Annotated in this window: 17 protein-coding genes and 1 pseudogene; 5 read left to right on the top strand and 13 right to left on the bottom strand. The window is 63.2% G+C overall.

What is annotated here, in order from left to right:
- The first annotated feature begins 458 nt into the window (after positions 1–458).
- The 4 genes from LJE61_RS13015 to LJE61_RS13000 all read left to right on the top strand — a co-directional run bounded on the left by LJE61_RS13015 (position 459) and on the right by LJE61_RS13000 (position 9185).
- Positions 459–5645: a glycoside hydrolase family 99-like domain-containing protein gene (locus LJE61_RS13015; RefSeq protein ID WP_296918597.1), complete on the top strand. Its 5187-nt coding sequence runs from the start codon at positions 459–461 to the stop codon at positions 5643–5645.
- 153 nt (positions 5646–5798) lie between these two features.
- Positions 5799–6677 (top strand): sulfotransferase family 2 domain-containing protein, encoded by an 879-nt coding sequence (locus LJE61_RS13010; RefSeq protein WP_296918595.1) that lies wholly within the window; start codon positions 5799–5801, stop codon positions 6675–6677.
- 361 nt (positions 6678–7038) lie between these two features.
- Entirely contained in the window at positions 7039–7890 is an 852-nt protein-coding gene (locus LJE61_RS13005) for an ABC transporter permease (protein WP_296918593.1), read from the top strand.
- Positions 7891–7901: 11 nt separating this feature from the next.
- The gene (locus tag LJE61_RS13000; RefSeq protein WP_296918591.1) at positions 7902–9185 is read left to right on the top strand and encodes a DUF29 family protein; all 1284 of its coding nucleotides are present in this window, start codon (positions 7902–7904) and stop codon (positions 9183–9185) included.
- On the opposite strand, the gene ubiB is transcribed toward LJE61_RS13000, so the two are convergent.
- The 6 genes from ubiB to hslV all read right to left on the bottom strand — a co-directional run bounded on the left by ubiB (position 9182) and on the right by hslV (position 14788).
- The gene (gene ubiB, locus LJE61_RS12995) at positions 9182–10840 is read right to left on the bottom strand and encodes a ubiquinone biosynthesis regulatory protein kinase UbiB (RefSeq protein WP_296918589.1); all 1659 of its coding nucleotides are present in this window, start codon (positions 10838–10840) and stop codon (positions 9182–9184) included. The two genes, LJE61_RS13000 and ubiB, sit on opposite strands and share 4 nt — an antisense overlap.
- Positions 10837–11478 carry a ubiquinone biosynthesis accessory factor UbiJ gene (locus LJE61_RS12990; RefSeq protein ID WP_296912834.1) on the bottom strand — a complete coding sequence of 214 codons (642 nt, stop codon included), beginning with the start codon at positions 11476–11478 and terminating at the stop codon, positions 10837–10839. Before LJE61_RS12990 ends, ubiB begins: the two co-directional genes overlap by 4 nt.
- Positions 11475–12224 (bottom strand): bifunctional demethylmenaquinone methyltransferase/2-methoxy-6-polyprenyl-1,4-benzoquinol methylase UbiE, encoded by a 750-nt coding sequence (ubiE, locus tag LJE61_RS12985; protein WP_296912831.1) that lies wholly within the window; start codon positions 12222–12224, stop codon positions 11475–11477. The genes LJE61_RS12990 and ubiE overlap by 4 nt, the downstream gene beginning before the upstream one ends.
- 114 nt (positions 12225–12338) lie before the next feature.
- Complete coding sequence (locus LJE61_RS12980; RefSeq protein WP_296912829.1) at positions 12339–12701, bottom strand: gamma-butyrobetaine hydroxylase family protein; 363 nt, start codon at positions 12699–12701, stop codon at positions 12339–12341.
- A gap of 157 nt (positions 12702–12858) precedes the next feature.
- Entirely contained in the window at positions 12859–14190 is a 1332-nt protein-coding gene (hslU, locus tag LJE61_RS12975) for an ATP-dependent protease ATPase subunit HslU (protein WP_296912827.1), read from the bottom strand.
- Positions 14191–14242: 52 nt separating this feature from the next.
- Positions 14243–14788, bottom strand: coding sequence for an ATP-dependent protease subunit HslV (gene hslV, locus LJE61_RS12970; protein WP_296912825.1), 546 nt, complete (start codon positions 14786–14788; stop codon positions 14243–14245).
- Positions 14789–15259: 471 nt separating this feature from the next.
- On the opposite strand from hslV, the gene LJE61_RS12965 reads away from it, so the two are divergent.
- A complete protein-coding gene (locus LJE61_RS12965; RefSeq protein WP_296918588.1) occupies positions 15260–15835 on the top strand; it encodes a DUF2076 domain-containing protein in 576 nt (191 codons plus the stop codon).
- Positions 15836–15883: 48 nt separating this feature from the next.
- On the opposite strand, the gene moaD is transcribed toward LJE61_RS12965, so the two are convergent.
- The 7 genes and pseudogenes from moaD to LJE61_RS12930 form a co-directional block, all read right to left on the bottom strand.
- Positions 15884–16138, bottom strand: coding sequence for a molybdopterin converting factor subunit 1 (gene moaD, locus LJE61_RS12960; RefSeq protein ID WP_296912821.1), 255 nt, complete (start codon positions 16136–16138; stop codon positions 15884–15886).
- A gap of 124 nt (positions 16139–16262) precedes the next feature.
- Positions 16263–17519 carry a molybdopterin molybdotransferase MoeA gene (locus tag LJE61_RS12955; RefSeq protein WP_296912819.1) on the bottom strand — a complete coding sequence of 419 codons (1257 nt, stop codon included), beginning with the start codon at positions 17517–17519 and terminating at the stop codon, positions 16263–16265.
- A gap of 8 nt (positions 17520–17527) precedes the next feature.
- Positions 17528–18058 (bottom strand): molybdenum cofactor biosynthesis protein B, encoded by a 531-nt coding sequence (gene moaB, locus LJE61_RS12950; RefSeq protein ID WP_296912816.1) that lies wholly within the window; start codon positions 18056–18058, stop codon positions 17528–17530.
- Positions 18059–18074: 16 nt separating this feature from the next.
- Positions 18075–18446: a diacylglycerol kinase gene (locus tag LJE61_RS12945; protein ID WP_296912814.1), complete on the bottom strand. Its 372-nt coding sequence runs from the start codon at positions 18444–18446 to the stop codon at positions 18075–18077.
- A complete protein-coding gene (gcvPB, locus tag LJE61_RS12940) occupies positions 18439–19911 on the bottom strand; it encodes an aminomethyl-transferring glycine dehydrogenase subunit GcvPB (RefSeq protein ID WP_296912812.1) in 1473 nt (490 codons plus the stop codon). Before gcvPB ends, LJE61_RS12945 begins: the two co-directional genes overlap by 8 nt.
- A gap of 326 nt (positions 19912–20237) precedes the next feature.
- Positions 20238–20735 (bottom strand): thiol peroxidase, encoded by a 498-nt coding sequence (tpx, locus tag LJE61_RS12935; RefSeq protein WP_296912811.1) that lies wholly within the window; start codon positions 20733–20735, stop codon positions 20238–20240.
- 108 nt (positions 20736–20843) lie between these two features.
- A pseudogene (locus LJE61_RS12930) lies at positions 20844–21077 on the bottom strand (aminomethyl-transferring glycine dehydrogenase subunit GcvPA); the annotation flags it as partial.

Raw genomic sequence — 21077 nt, 5'->3', positions numbered from 1 at the left:
TCGACGGTTCTTGGGTTGGGTGATTTGGCTGGACCGAGCGCTCGAGTCTCACCCGGTGGCGCCGGGGCGGTGGCCCTGGGTGGTTAGCCGGTCTCCGGCCCACGTCTCCCGGCAGGAACAGGGCCGGCATCGCCGAGTGATCGAGGCTGACGGCCTCGTCGCTGGGTGTCCTCGGCATCCGCATTGGTGACCTCAAGGCGCGTGAGGCGCTCTTGCGCGGCCGTCGTGTGGGCTCACCGTTGATGACCCGCTGTTGGCGTCGCGCCGCGGAAAGCTTGAGCGACTTGGTCATTCAAGCGCCCCATTCATACGGCCGCCGGCCTTGCCCGCTCCTCGCGTCACGGCTATCCTGATCGTCCTTTTCCCCCCACGACCTCGCTGGAAGCCGCGTCGGCTCTCCGAGGTGCCTTTGATGCCCCGACTGTACTCCAATGCCTTCCCATAACATCCCCGCTCCGATGAAGTCTGACCAGGCACCCGAAATCCAGAAGACAGCTGCTGCGCGTACCGCGATCGTCGTATTGGGTATGCACCGAAGCGGTACCTCCGCCTTAACCAGGGTGCTCAGTCTGCTCGGTGCGGATCTGCCGTCCAATCTGATGGCGCCAGCAGAGCTGGACAATCCAACCGGCTTCTGGGAGTCGCTCGACGTCTATCGACTGAACGAGGAGATCCTCCAGTCCGCTGGATCCAGTTGGGACGATTGGGGGCAGGTCAACCCAGATTGGTTTCGGTCAGCGAAACTGGGTGACTTCAGGGAACGTGCGCTCCAGATGATCGAGCGGGAGTTCGCCTCGAGCCCGCTTTTCGTGCTGAAGGATCCGCGTATCTGCCGCCTGCTTCCGTTTTGGTTGGATGCCCTGCAAGACGCCAGCGTCGAGCCGAGATGTATCTTGATCGTGAGAAACCCCCTGGAAGTCGCTAGCTCGCTAAAGAGGCGAAACGATTTCATTCCTCCGAAATCGCATATGCTGTGGCTTCGCCATGTGCTCGATGCAGAAGAGGGGACGCGCGGACTTCCGAGGTCTTTTGTGACCTACGAGCAGTTGTTGTCTGATTGGCGCGCAGTGGTCACGAAGATCTCGCTCAACCTGGACATCGCTTGGCCGCGACGTTCCGCAACCTCGGAAGTGGAAATCGATACGCTGCTGCGAGATTCACTTCGGCACCACACCGCTTCGCCCTCGGACCTTAAGCTTCACCCAGATGTCGTAGAATGGGTGAAGGAGGCCTATTCGGCACTGTCAGCGTTGGCTGAAGGAGAATCGGACAGTCGGGATGGCTTGGCGGTGCTGGCCACTGTCCGGGAAGCGTTTGATCGCGCTTGCCAGGCGCTGCGGGTTGTCGTGCGAGAAACCGAGCTCAAGCTTGAGCACACCCAGCAACAGCAAGAGGCGAGCGCCCGGTCCATCGCCGAGCAAACAGCACGGATCGAAGAGCTGAGCCTGGCGTTAGAGCGGCGCGATGCCGAAGTCGCCGAGCAAGCCGAGAGGATTGAGGAGCTCACTCGCAGGGTTCAGGGGCGCGATGCCGAAGTCACCGAGCAAGCCGGGAGGATTGAGGAGCTCACTCGCAGGGTTCAGGGGCGCGATGCCGAAGTCACCGAGCAAGCCGGGAGGATTGAGGAGCTCACTCGCAGGGCGCAGGGGCGCGAGTCCGAAGTCACCGAGCTTTCGGTCGCTTTAACCGCCCGGGATGCGCAACTGCAGGAGACCGAAAACCGCATCTCCGACCTGTCTCGGCGCCTGGAGAAACGGGAGGGCACGCTGACCGAGCAACGCTCTGCGGTTGAAGGTCTCCGAGCCAAAATCGACTCGCTCGAATCCTCTTTGGCGGAAACCACCGAAGCCCTCGCCCGGGAAGGCGAAAGGGCTAGCCGCTTCCAAAATGAACGAAATCAACTTCTCTTCGACCTCAATGCGCGTCAGAGCCGCAATACATGGCTGATTGCCAAGAGGCTCGACAGTATCGAGCGTCGCTGGCCAAGCGCCGTCCGTGCCGCTGCCGCCCTCCCTAAGTGGCTCTGGTGGACAGCCGGTCTGAAGCTGCCACACCGATTGCGCAACCGACGAGACGCCCGAGCCATCATGCGATCCGGCCTGTTCGATGAGGGCTGGTACGTCGACCGCAACCCTGATGTCGTGACCAGCGGCTACCGCCCGCTGATGCATTGGATGCTGATCGGCTGGAAAGAAGGTCGGGATCCTAATCCCGCGTTCGACACCAATTGGTATCTTCAACAGTATCCGGACGTCGAAGAATCCGGTCTTAACCCGTTGGTTCATTATATCGTCAGAGGAGCTTCCGCCGGCTACGACCCAAGCCCGCGATTCAATACGCTGGCGTATCTCGCAGAGCACCGCGATATTGTCGAATCGGGAGAAAACCCGTTGGCACATAGCTTGGTCAGGGCCGCGTCGGCTGACGTCGAGGAGGCAGCGTCGATCGGCGGGAGCGCTGGTGTGCCGATCATACCGAGGAGCCTTCAGGAACTGGCAGATCTGATTTCTTTTCCGGTCTCCCCCTCTCCTTATGTGTCGATCATTATACCCGTTCATAACCACATCGACCTCACGCTGCAATGCTTGAAGTCTATCCAAGACTGTGGGGCGAATCACAGTTATGAGGTCCTCGTAGTCGATGACTGTTCGACCGATGATACCTTGGTTTTGCTCGAACGAATCGACGGGCTCCGACCGATCAGCAACGATCGAAATCTCGGCTTCACGCTGAGTTGCAACCGCGGGGCCGCTTCAGCCATGGGAACACACCTGGTGTTTCTGAACAACGATACCGTCGTTAACGACGGTTGGCTGGACGCCCTGGTGGGAACGATTACTTCTCAGCCGAGGGCGGGGATGGTCGGCGCTAAGCTCGTTTACCCGAACGGGCGATTGCAGGAGGCAGGTGGACTTGTTTGGCGCGATGGTTCCGCGCGCAACGTCGGCCGTGACGACAATCCCAACAAGCCGGACTACTGCTATCTGCGAGAGGTCGATTACTGCTCCGCCGCTTGCATATTGATTCCGAGAAACCTCTTTGAAAGGGTCGGTGGATTTGATGAGCGCTACGCCCCGGCGTACTACGAAGACACCGATCTGGCGTTTAAAGTGAGGGACGCGGGTTTGCGCGTTCTGTTTCAACCTCTGGCTCTCATTACTCATCACGAGGGGGGCACTGCCGGGTTGGATGTCTCAAAGGGTGTGAAGCGTTCGCAGGTAACGAACCAGAAGAAGTTCTGGGACCGCTGGGCGGGGGTGCTTGAAAGTCATGGAGAGCCGACTCCGGATGTTGGGCTTGTCAAAGATCGTTGGGTAGCCGCGCGGGCACTGGTGGTTGATGTGTGGCCGACGCCGGATCGCGATTCCGGGTCCATCGACACTGTGAACCTTCTAAAAGCACTCTTGGCCTTCAATTACAAGGTCACCTTTTTTCCGGCAAATACGCTTGACCACTTCGGTCACTACACGACAGATTTGCAACGGATCGGCGTCGAGTGCATTTTCGCGCCTTTTGTCAATAGCATAGACCAGTTTCTCGACGCGGCTGGTGAGCACATCGATGTCGTCTTTCTTCGGCGTGTGGCATTTGGCGGTAGGCATATGGAGGTCGCCAGATGGAAATGCCCTCAGGCAAAAATCATTTTTGATACCGTCGATCTTCATTATCTTCGCGAAGAGCGTCAGGCGCAGCTGGAGCAGTCTTGGGAGCTGAAACTCGCGGCAGCCGCTACGAAAGCGTTGGAATTGGAATACGTGAAGAAGAGTGACGGCACGATTGTCGTTAGTGAATATGAAAAGAAGGAGTTAGAAAAAGAGCGTCCCGAGGCCCGGATATGGTGGATGCCATTTTCCAGAGATATTCCCGGGCGTTCGGCTCCGTTTGGGGAGAGGGCCGACATCATGTTCGTGGGTGGGTTCCTCCACCAACCGAACGTGGATGCGGTGGACTATTTCCTGAGCACCATCTGGCCAATGGTGACGTCCAGACTCCCGGGTGTCCGCTTTCTGATCGTCGGGAGCGATATGCCGGTGGCGTTCCATCGATGGGCCTCGCCGACGGTTGTGCCAGTCGGGCACGTTCGGTCCCTGGACCGATACCTGAACCGATGCCGCATGACGGTGGCGCCGCTCCGGTTTGGTGCGGGGACAAAGGGCAAGGTCGTCACCAGCATGTCCTGTGGCGTGCCGGTCGTTGCGACGCCATTGGCTGTCGAGGGGATGAGTTGCCAGGCTGGAGAGCACGTCTTGATCGGGGAGAAGCCGGAGGAGTTTGCGGACGCGATTGCGGCTCTTTACTCCGATGAGGGGCTATGGACGCATCTGTCTGACAATGGCCTTTCACTGGTCCGTTCAATGTACTCGCACGAAGCGGGTCACAGACGGCTGAGCGAGTTGCTTGGGCATTACGGTTTGCACGCGGCCCCGGCATTTGACGTTGCACACGCGGGTTCCCGCGGTGCCGGCGAGTATGTCTACGAAGAGGCCCCCTGCGCTTTCGCGCCCAACGATTCGGTGCGAACGGGCGCCAAGTCGGATGTTCGGGTGGTCGCGTTTTATCTGCCTCAGTTCCATCCGATCCCGGAGAATGATTTGTGGTGGGGTAAAGGTTTCACGGAGTGGACGAACGTCACGAGAGCCCGGCCGCTCTTCCCGGGGCATTATCAGCCGCATTTGCCCGGAGAGCTTGGCTTTTACGACTTGCGTGTTCCGGAGGTGCGGGAGGCACAGGCATCGCTCGCTCGGGAATACGGGGTCCACGGGTTTTGTTACTATCATTACTGGTTCTCCGGTAAGCGCCTTCTCGAGAGGCCTTTCAATGAGGTCTTGCGTTCTGGGCAACCTGACCTTCCGTTCTGCCTATGTTGGGCCAACGAGAATTGGACGCGGCGATGGGACGGTCGGGACAATCAAGTCCTCATGGAACAGGTTCATACCACGGCCAACGACCGCCGCTTCATCCAGGAATTGCTTCCGGCGCTCGGCGACGAGCGTTATATCCGAATCGACGGCAAGCCGTTATTGCTTGTATACCGCACGGAATTACTTCCTGATCCGAAACGGACATCTGATATCTGGAGAGAGGAGTGCGTTCGCAGCGGTATTGGGGATTTGTATCTATGTCGAGCGGAGTCGTTTACGGTTTCCGACCCAGCGGACTGCGGTTTCGACGCTGCTTATGAGTTTCCGCCGCTGAACGTGAGCGTCCCTGAGTTACATCTCGGATCGTTATTTGTCAAGGGAGGCGGTCGGGGGCACTCATCAGAATCCCGATTCGACGGGAAGCTGTTTCCGTACGACGAGCTGGTACGGCATATGTGCGATAGGAGCTCGCCGCAGTACAAAAGGTTCCGAGGGGTCATGGTCGCGTGGGACAACACGCCTAGACGGAGTCAGGACGGATATGTCTGGCTACGCAGCACCCCGGCTTTGTTTCAGCGGTGGCTCAGCACGGTGATTGGTCTGACTCGGGAGCAATTCCTAGGCGAAGAGAGAATCGTCTTTGTCAACGCTTGGAACGAATGGGCGGAGGGCTGCCATCTGGAGCCTGATCAGCGTAACGGCCGCTTGTACTTGGAGGCGGTCCGGCACGCCCTTTCGGAAGGGGCCGGTCAGCCGCGACTTGCTTCAGGCAAAGCCGTTTAGCGGCGGCGAGGATGGCTTCGCCCTGCCGCAGTGGCGGGCGGAGGAGGAACAATCGACGCCGTGTGGCATTCTCTGCTTGTGAAGCGCCCATTGACGCTTCGAAGATCACAGGACAAAGCACGTAGTGACGTTCTGGCGACGGGCAACCAAGCAATGACTGAGATTGTGCATCATCACATCTTCAAGAATGCAGGGACGACGGTCGAGTGGGTATTGCAGAGGAATTTTCCGGGGCAAGTCCTTCATATCGAAGGGGACCAACCAGGCGCGCGATTGATGCCCGAGCGCGTCAAAAGCGTTGCGGATGGTTTTTCCGAACACAAGGCCATCTCATCGCACACGTTTCCGCTAACAGATGCCCAATCGGCTTGGGCGAGCGTTCATCTCGTCGTCCTTAGAGACCCGATAGAACGCTATTATTCGATGTATCGATACGAGCGCAGCCGCGAGACGCCGCGGCCGGCGAACATCGCGGCAAGGCAAAAGGACTTCGGCGAGTATTGTAAATGGTGGCTTTCCAACGCGCCTGGCATCTGGATCGATTGGCAAACACGGTGCTGCACACCCCAGTCGAAGCGTGCGTCTACGCCTCTGGCTGGTGCGCCTCCGAAATGGGTCGCGGATCTCTCGGCGGCGCTGGAGGCAGTGAGCAACACGGCATATGCGATGACCGTTGATCGGTTCGATGAGGGGCTGGTGGTTCTGGAAGATCGCCTGCACCAGTCGGGGATTCACTTCGATGCGAGTTACATCAGGCAAAACGTGTCTCCTCGGGAGAGCGACGGGGGGCGGGAGGAGCTCTTGAGTGAAGCGTTTCGTGCGGAGTTAGTTGCAGCTAACGCAGGCGACTATGCATTGATCCAGCGCGTTCGCGATCTGGTCGATGATCGCTACCGAGAGCTCGATCCTTCGGGCGAGCGGTTGGCAGAGTTCAGGCGCCGGTGTGCTGCGCTCGCGGGAAACTGTGACGCTCTCCAGGTCCGCGTGCCAGGGCAGTCAGATTGGATTGTGATTGCGGATTCGGGGCCATGAACGAGGCGCGATCCCTTTGCCCTGGTCATCTTTGCCTCGCACGTGACCAAGGAGAGCGATCCTGATCGAATGGTTTGCGCCGCGCAGTCGCGCGCCTCATAGCCCGAGGCGATGGTCTGCGCGACGTCGGGTGAGATGAGCTTAAGGCACTTGGTGCCGTCGTATCATGCACGGGAGATTGGTGACCGCGGACTCAAGAGCAGGGTTCGTCTGGTCGAGGTCAGAGGTCCGGCTGGTTGCCGGCGGGCGCCGGGCTTGGTGCGCCTGTGCCCCCCGCTGTGTGCGTACCGACGCGGTCGGATGCCGCGCCGCTGCTCGAGAACAGATGCAATGCGCAGGATTGTAGTGGGGACGCCAACCGATGACCTCTGACTCCAAGAAGCCCCGCTCGCCGCTCGCTCAGCAGCTTCGTCATGGGATGAAATGGGAGCAGATTCATAAGGCATTTTTCGACATCCTGCAGGGTTGGCGGCGCAGAGAGCTCTGGGGGACGCTCGGTTTGCACGACGTGCGTCAGCGCTATCGCCGTTCGACCTTGGGTCCGTTCTGGATCACCATCTCCATGGGCGTCATGGTATTCGCTCTCGGTCTCCTCTATGGCAAGATCTTTGGCCAGGACCTGCATGAGTATTTGCCGTTCCTCGCAGCGGGCTTCGTTGTCTGGGGCCTGATCTCGGCCATGATCCTCGGTGGATGTAATGCTTTCATCGCGGCCGAGGGGATGATTCGCCAGCTCAATGCGCCGGTTTCGATCTATGCCTATCGGGAGGTTTGGTCCTCCCTCATTGCCTTTGCCCACAATATTTGGATCTTTCTGGCGGTAGCCTGGTGGTACGACGTCGATTTGGGCTGGAATTCGATTTGGGTGGTCCCGGCGCTGTTCATGCTTCTCGTCAACGGATTCTGGATTGCGCTCTTCTTCGGACTCCTGAGTGCACGTTTTCGCGATGTGCCGCTCATCATCGCAAGCATCGTTCAGGTCCTCTTTTTCCTCACGCCCGTTATCTGGCGGCCTGACATGTTGCCCGACCGTGCCTTGTTTCTGGACCTCAATCCCTTCTATCACATGGTAGAGATCCTCCGCGCGCCGATGTTGGGCCATGTCCCAGATTTGGAGAACTGGGTGGCCGTCCTGCTCATCACGGTATTCGGCTGGGCGATCACGCTCTTTTTCTACTCCGCCTACCGCTGGCGGATCGCCTACTGGGTTTGAGGGCAGAGACGATGGCATCGATCACACTCGAGAAGGTGTCTGTGTCTTTTCCGGTCTACAGCGCGGCGACGCGTTCGATCAAGAATCGCCTGATCCAGAGTGCGACGGGCGGGCAGATCCGTTCCGAATCCGGATCCAACAAGATCTCCGTCGTGCAGGCTTTGCAGGATGTCGATTTGACGCTTCGCAGCGGGGATCGAATCGGTTTGGTGGGGCACAATGGCGCGGGTAAAACCACGCTGCTACGCGTTCTAGCCCGGATCTACGAGCCGAATGAGGGAAAGGTGTTGGTCGAGGGCTCGACCGTGCCCTTATTCGATATCAGCTTGGGGATGGATCCGGAGAGCACCGGCTACGAGAATATTATCCTGCGTGGGCTCTACCTGGGGTTGAGCCGCGCCCAAATCCGTGCACGTCTCGATGAAATTGCGGAATTCACGGAGCTCGGCGACTTCCTAAACCTGCCGATTCGCACCTATTCGGCCGGTATGCGCATGCGGTTGGCCTTCGCGGTGTCGACAGCCGTCGCACCTGAGATCCTCTTGCTCGATGAAGGGATCGGTGCCGGGGACGCGGCGTTTTTGCAGAAGGCGAGCGAGCGCTTGAAGCTCTTCACGGAACAGGTCTCCATCATCGTGCTGTCGTCCCATTCCGAGGCGCTGATCTCCCGGATGTGCACCAAGGCGTTGTTGATGGAGCATGGCCGGGTGATCGGCGCCGGTACGACCAAGGACGTGCTGACTCAGTACCGGAGGATGCGCGACAGCCTGACGAATCCGGTGGGGCCTCAGGCTTCGCCTGCATCCTCTGGGGGCCGGAAGAAAGGGGCTGCGCATTCTTCGGCCACGCCCCTGCCCGGGGATAATGCCGAGGCAAAGCCGGACTGGGCGGTTCAGACCGCCCAACTAGTGAGAGCTGGCCGCTGGGAGGATGTCGACCTGAATCGTCTATTGGCGGAGGCTGAGTCCCTCGGACATCAGGACTCGTCCTCCATCGAGGATCAGCTGACCCTGCTCTTACTGCGGTTGCTCAAATGGCAGTATCGACCTCGGGAGAGGTCGGAGCGTTGGCGGGACCTCATCGATGAGGGGAGGATTCAGATCGAGCGTGCGGTTGGCATTGCACCTGGTTTAGCCGAGGCGGCTGAATCGCATCTGGAAGGTGTTTACCACAAGGCCCGATACGCTGCCGCGCGTCATACCGGGCTGCCGTTATCGGCATTCCCAGCAGAGTGTCCGGTACCCCTGTCGAGGGTGCTCGACCGGGCCTGGCTGCCCAGTGAAGCCGGCTCCTAGGCCTGCCGCCCGGCGAAGTAGAAGAGCAGCGCCCCTGCCAAGTAGCAGCCCACCACCAAGGCGGCCCCGGTTGTGGCCGGTAGCCAAGGACCGGGGCCCAGCAGAAGGATCAGTGTGCCACAGACGACCACGGTAGCGCCGCCGAGGGCGCGGACCGACTGGCATACGCTGGCGACTGGCACCTGGGAACGGGCCCGGCCACTGGATCGCATGGATTCGGCCTCGGCGGCGCGCAGACGTTTGTCGTAGGTGCTGAGGATCCGGTAGGCCATCAGCGGGATCTCGGGCGTCTGGTCGGCGACCGAGACGACGTTCTTCCGCGTCCGCTGGAGAAGCCCTAGGATGCCGACCTGCTCCTTCATCCACCGCTCCATGTAGGGCTTTGCCGTGGTCCAGAGATCCAGCTCCGGGTAGAGCTGACGGCCGAGTCCTTCGATATTGAGCAGGGTCTTCTCGAGCAACACCAATTGGGGTTGAATCTCCATCTCGAACCGGCGCGCGGTCTGGAAGAGGCGCACCAGGAAGTGACCGAACGAGATCTCGGCCAGGGGTTTCTCAAAGATCGGTTCGCTGACGGTCCGGATGGCCGACTCGAACTCGTCGACACGGGTGCCCGGCGGCACCCAGCCCGATTCGACGTGCAGCTCGGCGACCCGCCGGTAGTCGCGCTCGAAGAAGGCGAGCAGGTTCTCGGCGAGATAGCGCTGATCTTCGGTGGTCAGGGTGCCGACGATGCCGAAGTCGATCGAGATGTAGCGGCCAGAGGGCTCCACGAAGATGTTCCCGGGGTGCATGTCGGCATGGAAGAAGTTATCGCGGAACACCTGGGTGAAGAAGATCTCGACCCCGCGCTCGCCGAGCTGTTTCATGCTGACGCCTTGGGCCTTGAGGCGCCCGACCTCACTCACCGGTGTGCCATAGATGCGCTCCATGACCATGATGCCTGGTCGGGTCCAGTCCCAGTAGACCTCGGGGACATAGAGCATCTCGCTGTGGATCCAGTTGCGACGCAGCAATGAGGCGTTGGCGGCCTCGCGCTGCAGGTCCAGCTCGTCATAGATGGTCTTCTCGTACTCGCGGACCACGTCGACGGGGCGGAGCCGGCGCCCGTCCTTCCAATAGCGCTCGGCCAGCTGGGCGATGGTGTACATCAGCCCGAGGTCCTGACGAATGGTCCGCTCGATGCCGGGACGCAGGACCTTGACCACCACCTCGGTGCCGTCCTTCAGCCGGCCGGTGTGTACCTGTGCGATCGAGGCCGAGGCGAGCGGGACGGGGTCGAACGCGTCGAGCACATCATCGACCGAGCGGCCCCAGGCCTTCTCGATGATCGCGCGTGCCTCGCCCCCGTCGAAGGGTGGCACCCGGTCCTGGAGCTTGGCCAGCTCGACGGCCAGGTCCTCCGGCAGCAGGTCGCGCCGGGTCGAGATGATCTGTCCGAACTTGACGAAGATGGGCCCGAGGTCCTCGAGCGCCAGGCGCACGCGCACGGGATAGGCGGGGAGATCGCGCCGGACCCAGTGCCAGGGTGTGATGTACATGACCCAGCGCAAGGGCCGAAAGAGATGGGTCGCGAGGATGACCTCGTCGAGTCCGTGACGCAGCAGGACCCAGTTGATGCGGAACAGCCGCAGGGCCTGACGGGGTCCGATCATGCCTCGCTGCCGGGCCCCGCAAGCCTTCGGGCGAGCCGCTCGACGCGCGCCTCGGCACGCTCGACGTCATCGCGCAGGGTGTCGACCTGGGCCAGGAAGGCCTCGACCTCGTAACGGGTCGGCAGGAGTCTGGACTCTTCCTGGAGATACTCCTGGAGGTCCGCGGTCAGGGACTCGGACGTCCGCTCACCCCAGCGCGCGGCGGCCCGAACCCGGTTGCCGACCTGATGGGCGAAAGGGTCGCCGATGACCCGGGCGAGCTGCTCCTCCCAGTCGACCTCCAGCCCCGCCAGGGCGCGGCTGAACGCCTGGGCCAGGCTGGTGTCGCCCTCGATCTCGACCTCGCCGGTGATCACCTGCGTCTCCTTGCGCTCGGCCACGCCCATCCGGGCAAGTCCCAGCGGGGTGCCCCGGATCAGGCAATCCGGCTCGGCATCATATCCGCCGAACAGCTGCAGGCGCTCGCGACTCGGGATGACGGTCACGCGCGTCCCGAACCCCTTGATCTCGATTGCGATGATCCGACCGTCCAAGGCGCTGAAGCCGGCGGCGCCTTCCGGGTCGAGCTGAATGTAGCGATTCAGCGCCTGCTCGATCACGGCCAGCACTGCGTCCGGGATCTGGATGCCTTCGGTCACAGCTTGTAGCCTCGGTGAATCGCGACGATGCCGCCGCTGTGGTTGAAATACTCGCAGCGCTCGAACCCGGCCTCCTCCATCATCGCCCGCAGCGTCTCCTGGTCCGGGTGCATGCGGATGGACTCGGCGAGATAGCGATAGCTGTCGGGGTCGTTGACGACCAGGCGACCCAGCGCCGGGAGGACGGAGAACGAATAGAGGTCATAGGCCCGACTGAGTGGGCGACTGACCGGGTGAGAGAACTCGAGGATCAGCGCCCGCCCGCCCGGCCGCAGCACGCGCTGCATCTCCTCGAGCGCGGTTTGCTTGTCAGTGACGTTGCGGAGGCCGAAACCGATGGTGACGCAGTCGAACTGGTCGGATGGGAACGGCAGCCGCTCGGCGTTGATCAGGGCATAGTGCAGGTTGCCGACCCGCCCGCGGTTGATCATGCGCTCGCGCCCTTCGCGCAGCATGGAGGCGTTGATGTCGGACATGACCACCAGCCCCTGAGGTCCGACGATACCCGAGAAACGCTCGGCCAGGTCGCCCGTGCCGGAGGCGAGGTCCAGCACCCGCTGGCCGCGGCGCACGCCCGCCAACTGGATCGTATGGCGTTTCCAGAGTCGATGGATACCCAGCGACATCAGGTCATTCATGATGTCGTAACGGGATGCGACCGAGTCGAACACGGCGCGCACGCGCGTCGCCTTCTCTTCGACCGGAACCTGCTGATACCCGAAGTGCGTGGTCTTCTGGTCGGCCATGCTGCGTTCCCCGCGGCGGAATCGGCGGCTAGTTTACAACAAACCCGGTTCGGCGCTGCTGAGGGGGCTCGCCTGGATCAGGGTAGGCAGGGAGCCGTCGCGCGATGTCGCCGCTTAGGACGGTCGGGTCTTGCGCTTGTGACCGGCCTTCTCCAGCTCGTCCAGGTAAGCCTTCCAGAGGCCTTCCTGCTCGACGCCGAGCCTGTAGAGATACTCCCATGAATAGATGCCCGTGTTGTGCTGATCGTCGAAGTGGAGGCAGATGGCGTAATTGCCGACGGGCTCGATCTTGTCGATCCCGACGTCCTCCTTGCCGAGCTGGAGCACGCGCTGGCCCGGACCGTGGCCTTGGACCTCCGCCGAGGGCGAGTAGACTCGCAGGTACTCGCACGGCAGGCTGAAGTGGGAGCCGTCGTCAAAGGTGATCTCGAGGACGCGTGATTGCTGATGAAGGTTGAGCTCGGTGGGTGTCGGCATGGGTTTCTCCTGCGCCGGCAAGATTGCCGTGGGCGTTCTGTATCAGGTGGATCGGGTCAGGGGCGACGTTGACTCAAGTCGCGTACATACGAGACCTCGCGTCTGAGCAGACCCCCAGTCTCCTTGAGGAGACCGACCGCCCTGTGCTGAATGGGGGCTAAAGGATGTAACGCGAGAGGTCCTCATCCGCCGCGAGTCCGGAGAGGTTCTGATCGACATACGCGGCGTTGACGGTGACCGTCACGCGGTCCAGATCGGATGCGTTGTAGGAGACATCCTCCAACAGTCGCTCGAGAACCGTATGCAGCCGTCTTGCGCCGATGTTCTCGGTGCGTTCGTTGACCTGCCAGGCGATCTCGGCGAGTCGGCGGATACCGTCCTCGGTGAACTCGAGCCCGACGCCTTCTGTTGCCAACAGTGCCCGGTACTGATCGGTCAGGGAGGCGTCCGGCTCGGTGAGGATCCGCACGAAGTCCTCGGTCGTCAGGGCTTTGAGCTCGACACGGATCGGCAGCCGGCCCTGCAGCTCCGGGATGAGATCCGACGGTTTCGAGAGATGAAAGGCGCCGGAGGCGATGAAGAGGATATGATCGGTTCGCACCGAGCCGTGTTTGGTCGACACGGTGCTGCCCTCCACGAGCGGCAGCAGGTCGCGCTGCACGCCCTCGCGCGAGACGTCGGCCCCGGCCATCCCCTCGCCGCGCTTGGTGACCTTGTCGAGCTCGTCGAGGAAGACGATGCCGTTTTGCTCCACGTTTTCGATGGCGCGCAGCTTCAGCTCCTCATCGTTCACCCGCTTGGCCGCCTCCTCGTCCCGGAGGATCTGGCGCGCGTCGCGAATGCGCAGCTTGCGTCGCTTCATGCGACCCTGTCCCAGATTCTGAAAGAGTCCCTGCAGTTGGCTGGTCATCTCCTCCATCCCGGGTGGCGCCATGATCTCGACCCCCATCGGCGAGGCCGAGACCTGGATCTCGATCTCACGCTCATCGAGCTCGCCCACCCGTAACCGCTCACGGAACTTCTCGCGGGTCGCGGCTCCGGTGGTCGAGCGGCTCTCTTCCTCGAAGCTCGAAGGCGGCGGCAGGAGGGCATCGAGGATGCGCTCCTCGGCGGCGGCCTCGGCCTGTCCGGCGAGCTTGGCCATCTCCTGCTCGCGGGCCAGCTTCACGCCCACATCGGCGAGGTCGCGGATGATTGACTCGACATCCCGGCCGACGTAGCCGACCTCGGTGAACTTGGTCGCTTCCACCTTGATGAACGGGGCATTGGCCAGGCGCGCCAGACGGCGCGCGATCTCGGTCTTGCCGACACCCGTCGGGCCGATCATGAGGATGTTCTTGGGGGTGATCTCCGAGCGCATGGGCTCGGGGATCTGGGCGCGCCGCCAGCGATTCCGCAAGGCGATGGCCACGGCGCGTTTCGCCTCATCCTGGCCGACGATGTGTTTGTCGAGCTCCGCGACGATGCGTTGGGGGGTGATTTCCGACATCTGGATCTGTCCGTGGGATGGGCGCCCGGGGCGGGTCGCCGGATGGGGCGCCTCAGGGCGCCGAGTCCAGCTCTTCGAGCACGAGGTTGTGATTGGTGTAGATGCAAATGTCCGCCGCGATGTTCAAGCCCTTCTCGACGATCTCGCGGGCGCCGAGCTCGGTGTTCTCCAACAGTGCGCGGGCTGCCGCCTGCGCGAAGGCGCCGCCGGAGCCGATCGCCATGAGGTCGTCCTCCGGCTCCACGACGTCACCGGTCCCGGAGATGATCAGGGAGGCCCGCGCGTCGGCGATACAGAGCAGGGCCTCGAGGCGACGCAGCATGCGATCGGTCCGCCAGTCCTTCGCGAGCTCAACCGCCGCTCGGGTGAGGTGCCCCTGATGCTTCTCCAGCTTGCCCTCGAAGCGCTCGAAGAGGGTAAAGGCGTCGGCCGTCGCGCCGGCGAATCCGGCGATCACCTGGCCTTTGTAGAGGCGGCGCACCTTGCGCGCATTGCCCTTCATCACCGTCTGTCCGAGCGAGACCTGGCCGTCGCCCCCGATCACGACCTTGCCGCCCCGCCGAATCGAGAGGATCGTCGTGCCGCGAAAGGATTCCATCTTCACCCCGTTTTGCCGATCGGATGGCGCCATTCTAAGCGAACGGGATTGCTAACGACGCGCTTTCCGGCCCTGGTCGCCGGTCCAATCCCCCGCGACGCGACGGGGGGAGCGTGCACCCTGAGCGAATCGGCCGATAGCGAGGTCGCCCGGGCTGAACCTCACGCCTCACGTTTCCCACCCGGAGATCGATCAGACCACCCGCACCCTGATCCCGCGCCGACTCGCCGATTGTGACCCGGCCTCGTCGCTCGGTGCGCATGCCCCCCGGCCACTGCGTGCCGGCTCTGCCTCGGTCCTCCGAGTCGATGTCATGGGCGCGGGGTCGGTCCAGGCGCCATCCGGGAGGCGGGAGCCGGGTGGGCCGGACGCCGGTCGCGGCCGTTCCCCTCATTGGAGTCTCCGCCCTCGACCCGATATCGGCCGGAGTGCCCAGAGGGGTTGTCTGATCCAACTTGCGGAGGTGAAGCCATGGCGCAAGCCAAGCGGGTTCGTCGGGATGAGCAGATCATTGACGCGCTGTTCGCCAAGCTGAGACAGGCGGAGCACCAAACCGGTCCGCGCGATCAGACCGCCGAGGAGCAGATCGCCGCCGCCATCCAGAGACAGCCGGCGGCGCCCTATTATATGGCACAGGCCATCCTGGTCCAGGAAAGCGCGCTGGAGAAGCTTGGACAGCGGGTGCGGGAGCTGGAGCAGCAATTGGCCAACCCTCCGTCAGGCGGCGGGTTCCTCGACAGTCTCTTCGGCGCCTCCGCGGCGGGCGAAGCGTCGAGCCGGCCGCCGCAGTCGACCGGCCCAGCCATGACGAAGCCGAGAGGCCCGGCCGATCAAGCCGCCGGCGGTTTCCTGGGGTCGGCGCTCCAGACGGCGGTGGCCGTGGCGGGCGGCGTGATGATGGCCAATCTGCTGACCGGGCTGTTCGCCGACGAGGAGACCCAGGCGGCTGAGGCGCCGGCGGGGGATGCGGGCCTGGACGCCGAGCACGACGCCCAGATGATGGACGACGGCGACATGGGCGACTTCGACGGCTTCGACGACTTCTGAACCGGTCCTCTCGGGGCTCGCTAGACTCCCGCTCGAGGCGAAATCCGCTTAGCCGCCGGTGACGGGCGGGAAGAGGGCGATCTCGTCGCCGTCCCGAACCGGTGTCTCCGGGTGAGCGATCTGCTGGTTGACTGCCGTCAGGACAGGCTGTCGCCCACCTAATGCCGTGGCCCAGGGATCGCCGCGGGTGCGCAGGAGGGCCACCAGCTTCGCGATCGAGTCGACGCCCGAGGGCAGCTCCAGTCTCTCATGCGCGCGTCCGATGACTTCTCTGAGCCGGGCGAAATAGAGGATGTCGATCATGTCGGTGTCCGTTTTTGACGAGCCGCGGCCGCTGCGGATTCTCTTGCGGCCCAGGGTAGAGGGCCGCGATCAGCCCCGCTGCTGATCGTCGCCTTGTGCGCGGATCGATCAGGGTCTCAGGGCCTCAGGGTGACAGCAGCCCCTCGAAGGGGATGAAGTCGACCAGGTCGCCGCGCTGGATCACTTGGCGCTCGCGGATCTCGACCAAACCGTTCGCCCAGACGACCGATGAGAGGACGGCCGACGACCGGCTGGGGAAGACCAGGATCTCGGGGACTCCGTCTGGGGCGGTCTGGATCCGCGCCCGATGGAGCTCGCGCCGTCTGTCCGGCCGGGGCCAATCGAAGCCGGCCCGTGCTTTTACGGTGACCGGGCGGAGGTCACCGCCTACGCCTTGCCGCCGCAGGATCGCGGGAATGCCGAAGAGACAGAAGGTGACAAACAGTGAGACCGGGTTACCCGGTGTCCCAATGAAGGGCGTTGCGCCGATGCGGCCGAAGGCCAGGGGTTTGCCGGGACGGATCGCGATGTCCCAGAGCTCGAGTGTACCGACGCGCTCGAGCGCGGCCCTGACATGGTCCTCTTCGCCGACGGAGACCCCGCCGCTCCCGATGACCAGGTCGGCCTCGCGCGCGCCGCGGCTCAGCACTTGCTCGGTGGCGTCCAGGGTGTCTTCGACGATGCCCAGGTCGATGACCTCACAGCCGAGCCGCTGTATGAGTCCAAGCAACATGAATCGGTTGGAGTTGTAGATCTGCCCGGGTCCAAGCGGCTCTCCCGGCATCACCAGCTCGTCGCCGCTGGAGAAGACCGCCACACGCAGGCGCCGGAAGGCGCACAGCCGCGCAACACCGACCGATGCCGCGAGCCCGAGGTGTTGGGGGGCGAGACGGGTGCCGCGGCCGATGACCTCAGCGCCTGCGCGGATGTCCTCCCCCGCGCGGCGGATGTTCGTGCCCGGCTTGCAGTCAAGCGGAATCCGCACCCACTCGTGCGAGGCCTCACAAACCTCCTGGATCACGACGGTGTCGCCACCCGCCGGGACGGGTGCGCCGGTGAAGATCCGGGCAGCCGTGCCCGGCTCGAGGAAGCTCCCGGTCGCTCCGGCCGGGATCCGCTGGGCGACCCGCAGCCGCCCGCCGCGGCTCGAGAGGTCGGCATGCCGGACCGCGTAGCCATCCATGGCGCTGTTGTCCCAGGCCGGAACCTCGATGGCGCTGACCAGGGGCTCGGCCAGCACCCGCCCGAGTCCATCGGCGGTCGCCAGAGATTCGGTCTCGCCGATCGGCTCGACCCGCGCGAGCAGGCGCCCCAAGGCCTGCTCTTTGCTGAGCGCGGTCTGTGCCGTCCGGTCGGAGCCGCAGGCGTCGGTGATCGGCATGGGGTGTCTCAGCGCTCGAGCAGTCGCGGGATGAGCTGTGCAAAGTTGCAGGGCCGCGTACGGCTGTCCAGCTGATGCAAGAGGATTCGATCCCACCCGGTGCGGCAGGCTCCGCTGGAGCCCGGGAGGCAGAAGACGAAGGTTCCGTTTGCAAGCCCCCCGATCGCCCGCGACTGCAACGTGGAGGTGCCGATCTCTTCGAACGAGAGGCTTCGGAACAGTTCGCCGAATCCCTCGAGTGGCTTGTCGAGCAGCGGTGTGATTGCCTCCGGGGTGCTGTCTCGCCCGGTGACGCCGGTGCCGCCGGTGCTCAAGACGACCTGGACCTCGGGAGCGGCGATCCAGTTGGAGAAGGCCGCGCGCATCTGATAGACATCGTCCGGCACGATCCGTTTGGCGACGACGCGATGCCCGGCCGCTTCCGCGCGCTCGACGAGGAGTCGCCCTGCCGTGTCGTTCTCCTCCGTGCGGCTGTCCGATACCGTCAGGATGGCGATGCCGAGCGACAAGAAGCCCGAATCGCCGAGGTGCTCGCTCATGACGTTGCCCTCGTGCTCAAATCCACTTCGGGGCCAGGATGAGTGTCCAGATGACGACTGAAAAAATGATGCTGGAGAAGACCGCGGCGGAGGCGATGTCCTTGGCTCGCGCCGAGAGCTCGTTGCGCTCCATCCCCACGCGGTCGACGTTCGCCTCGATCGCCGAGTTCAAGAGCTCCACAATGGGGACCATGAGCAGACTGCCGACGAGCATCGCGCGCTCGACCGGGGTCTCGCCCAGCCACAGGCCCAGGGGGACCAGCGGGATCAGGAGAGAGACCTCTTGTCGAAAGGCCTCCTCCAGCTCGAAGCAGGCCTTGAACCCCTTCATCGAATAGCCGAAGGCATAGATCACCCGCCGCCAGCCGGTCGCGTTTTGATTAGCCATCGTGCTGCGGATCGCTTCCTTTGGGTCGCCAGACGAGGTCCAAGTGTCGCGCCGCGCGAACATCGTCGAGCCGACGCACGGGCGTAGTGTGGGGGGCGCCTTTCACCAGCTCGGGGTTGGTGCGCGCCTCCTCGCGGATGTCGATCATGGCGGCCACGAAGCCGTCGAGATCCTCTTTGCTCTCGCTCTCGGTCGGCTCGATCAGCAGGCACTCGGGGACCAGCAGCGGGAAATAGGTCGTGGGGGCGTGATAACCATAGTCCAGCAGGCGTTTGGCGAAGTCCATCGCGTTGACGCCCAGCTCCTTGGTCTCGCGCCTGAGCGTGATGATGAACTCGTGGCTGGCACGCCGCTGCGGGTAGGCGGCATCGAATCCGGCGGCTGTGAGCCTTGCCAACAGATAGTTTGCGTTGAGGGTGGCGAACTCGGAGACCCGTGGCATGCCCTCGCGCCCCAGCAGCCGTGCGTAGACATAGGCTCTCAAGAGAATGCCCATGTTTCCTCCGAAGGCGGTGAGTCGTCCGATGCTCTCCGGACGTTCGCGCTCGTTGAGCCAGCGATAGTCGTCCCCGTCGAAGGCGACGATCGGGACCGGCAGGTAAGGCTCCAAGCGCTCGGAAACCCCCACCGGGCCGGCACCTGGCCCGCCGCCGCCATGGGGAGTGGAGAAGGTCTTGTGCAGGTTCATGTGGATGACATCAAACCCCATGTCACCGGGTCGGACCTTCCCCAGGATGGCGTTGAGATTGGCGCCGTCGTAATACAGCAGGCCCCCGGCGGCATGGACGCGCCGGGCGATTGCCTGGATGTTGCGGTCAAAGACGCCCACGGTGCTCGGGTTGGTCAGCATGATTCCAGCGGTTTGGGGACCGACGGCACCGCTCAGGGCGGCCATGTCGACGTCGCCATCCTCGCCGGTCGGGATCTCGCGGACCCTGAACCCGCACATCACGGCGGAGGCCGGATTGGTCCCGTGGGCCGCGTCCGGGACCAGGATCTCGGTTCGGGCCAGATCACCGCGGGCATGATGATAGGCACGGATCATCGCGACGCCGGCGAGCTCACCCTGGGCCCCGGCCGCCGGGGCAAGCGAGACCGCTTGCATTCCGGTCACCTCCTTGAGCATCTCCTGCAGCTCGTAGAGGCAAGCCAGGAAGCCCTGGCTGTGCGACTCGGGCGCGAAGGGATGGCGCGCCAGAAACCCGGGCAGCATGGCCAGGCTGTTGCAGGCCCTCGGGTTGTACTTCATCGTACAGGAGCCGAGCGGGTAGACATGGGTGTCGATCGAAAAGTTCTTCTGCGACAGCCGCGTGTAGTGCCGCACCGCTTGCAGCTCCGAGACCTCCGGCAATGCGGGGCGGGTGCGGCGAAGCAGAGCTGCAGGAAGGTCTGTCACCTCGGCTTTGTAGAGCGGTGCCTGCGCGGTAGCGCGACGCCCCGGTCTGGAACGGTCATGGATCAACATGATGGTCTGCTTCGGCGTGTTGACGAGAATTGCAGCCGCAAAGGCGCGCATGCCCGGATTGTGACGGGACGCTTTGCCAGATCACCCTACCGGTGAGGCGAGCGCCGTCCCGGATCATACCCAAGCCTTTGCGGGCTTCGCGGTCTGGAACCTAAGGCGGCTCAAGGAGCCTCTCGGACTTGAGGCCGATCGACTGCGCCGGCGGGAGAGCGGCCCATATCCGCCGGATTTCTCGTTACATAGACCCACTATGCGCCTCAAAACCGGTCGAATCTGCCCTCGCTCCCCCACTCGGCTCGCGACGATCGCGCAAGTCAGACAGGCTCCTAGAGAACCGCCAGCGCCGCGTCGTAGTCTGGCTCTTGGGTGATCTCGGGCACCAGCTGGGTGTAGAGAACCTTGTTGTCGGCGTCCAGCACCACCACGGCACGCGCGGTGATTCCGGCCAGTGGCCCGTCTTCGATCAGTACGCCATAGTCCTTTGCGAAGGTGCGAGAGCGCATCATGGAAAGTGGGATGACGTTGTCGACGCCTTCGGCGCCGCAAAAGCGACCCATCGCAAACGGCAGGTCGGCAGAGATCACCAGTGCGACGGCGTCTGCCTTGCCGCCCATCGAGGCGTTGAAGCGCTTGGTCGACGTTGCACAGACTGGTGTGTCCAGGCTGGGGACGATGTTGAGCAGCTTCTTCTTTCCGGCGAAATCGGCCAAGGACCTGTCCGCGAGGTCCTTGTCGACCAGCCTGAAATCAGGGGCGGTGGTTCCGACGGCGGGCAGATCGCCGGCGAGTCGAACGGGGTTGCCTTGCAGAGCGGTTTGAGCCATGAGCGTATCCCGATGGGTTGGGGTTGGACGACAAGAGTGGTCTCGGCCGAGCGTCTGGAACCTGAGTGGCACGGATGCCTAAATCTTGGGTTTCACCGGACACGGCGTCTATGCGCGCGCGGCGATGATCCGTGCGAGCTTCGTTGCGTAGGATTGCATCTCCTCTTCGGTCCGCAGCTCGGTTGCGCAGACCAAAAGGGCGGGGTCGAGCTCCGGATAGTCCCGGCCGAGATCGAATCCCCCGAGAACATTGTGGGCGGCCAGGGACCGGAGGACGTCCTGGGTGGCAGCTGGGAGCCGCAGGGCCTGCTCGTGAAAGACGGCTCGGTCGAAGAGCGGTTC

The organism is Thiocapsa sp., assembly GCF_022340925.1.
Lineage (GTDB): Bacteria > Pseudomonadota > Gammaproteobacteria > Chromatiales > Chromatiaceae > Thiocapsa.
The sequence above is the reverse complement of the archived record's forward strand: the minus strand, read 5'-3'. Positions and strand labels throughout refer to the sequence as shown.

Excerpts from the sequence above, each read along its gene's own strand:
- moaD (WP_296912821.1), bottom strand. The coding sequence starts at position 16,138 with ATGATCGACATCCTCTATTTCGCCCGGCTCAGAGAAGTCATCGGACGC.
- LJE61_RS12965 (WP_296918588.1), top strand. The coding sequence starts at position 15,260 with ATGGCGCAAGCCAAGCGGGTTCGTCGGGATGAGCAGATCATTGACGCG.
- LJE61_RS13005 (WP_296918593.1), top strand. The coding sequence starts at position 7,039 with ATGACCTCTGACTCCAAGAAGCCCCGCTCGCCGCTCGCTCAGCAGCTT.
- ubiB (WP_296918589.1), bottom strand. The coding sequence starts at position 10,840 with ATGATCGGACCCCGTCAGGCCCTGCGGCTGTTCCGCATCAACTGGGTC.
- LJE61_RS12945 (WP_296912814.1), bottom strand. The coding sequence starts at position 18,446 with ATGGCTAATCAAAACGCGACCGGCTGGCGGCGGGTGATCTATGCCTTC.
- LJE61_RS12980 (WP_296912829.1), bottom strand. The coding sequence starts at position 12,701 with ATGCCGACACCCACCGAGCTCAACCTTCATCAGCAATCACGCGTCCTC.
- LJE61_RS13000 (WP_296918591.1), top strand. The coding sequence starts at position 7,902 with ATGGCATCGATCACACTCGAGAAGGTGTCTGTGTCTTTTCCGGTCTAC.
- tpx (WP_296912811.1), bottom strand. The coding sequence starts at position 20,735 with ATGGCTCAAACCGCTCTGCAAGGCAACCCCGTTCGACTCGCCGGCGAT.
- hslV (WP_296912825.1), bottom strand. The coding sequence starts at position 14,788 with ATGGAATCCTTTCGCGGCACGACGATCCTCTCGATTCGGCGGGGCGGC.
- LJE61_RS13010 (WP_296918595.1), top strand. The coding sequence starts at position 5,799 with ATGACTGAGATTGTGCATCATCACATCTTCAAGAATGCAGGGACGACG.
- LJE61_RS13015 (WP_296918597.1), top strand. The coding sequence starts at position 459 with ATGAAGTCTGACCAGGCACCCGAAATCCAGAAGACAGCTGCTGCGCGT.
- ubiE (WP_296912831.1), bottom strand. The coding sequence starts at position 12,224 with ATGGCCGACCAGAAGACCACGCACTTCGGGTATCAGCAGGTTCCGGTC.
- hslU (WP_296912827.1), bottom strand. The coding sequence starts at position 14,190 with ATGTCGGAAATCACCCCCCAACGCATCGTCGCGGAGCTCGACAAACAC.
- gcvPB (WP_296912812.1), bottom strand. The coding sequence starts at position 19,911 with ATGTTGATCCATGACCGTTCCAGACCGGGGCGTCGCGCTACCGCGCAG.
- LJE61_RS12955 (WP_296912819.1), bottom strand. The coding sequence starts at position 17,519 with ATGCCGATCACCGACGCCTGCGGCTCCGACCGGACGGCACAGACCGCG.
- moaB (WP_296912816.1), bottom strand. The coding sequence starts at position 18,058 with ATGAGCGAGCACCTCGGCGATTCGGGCTTCTTGTCGCTCGGCATCGCC.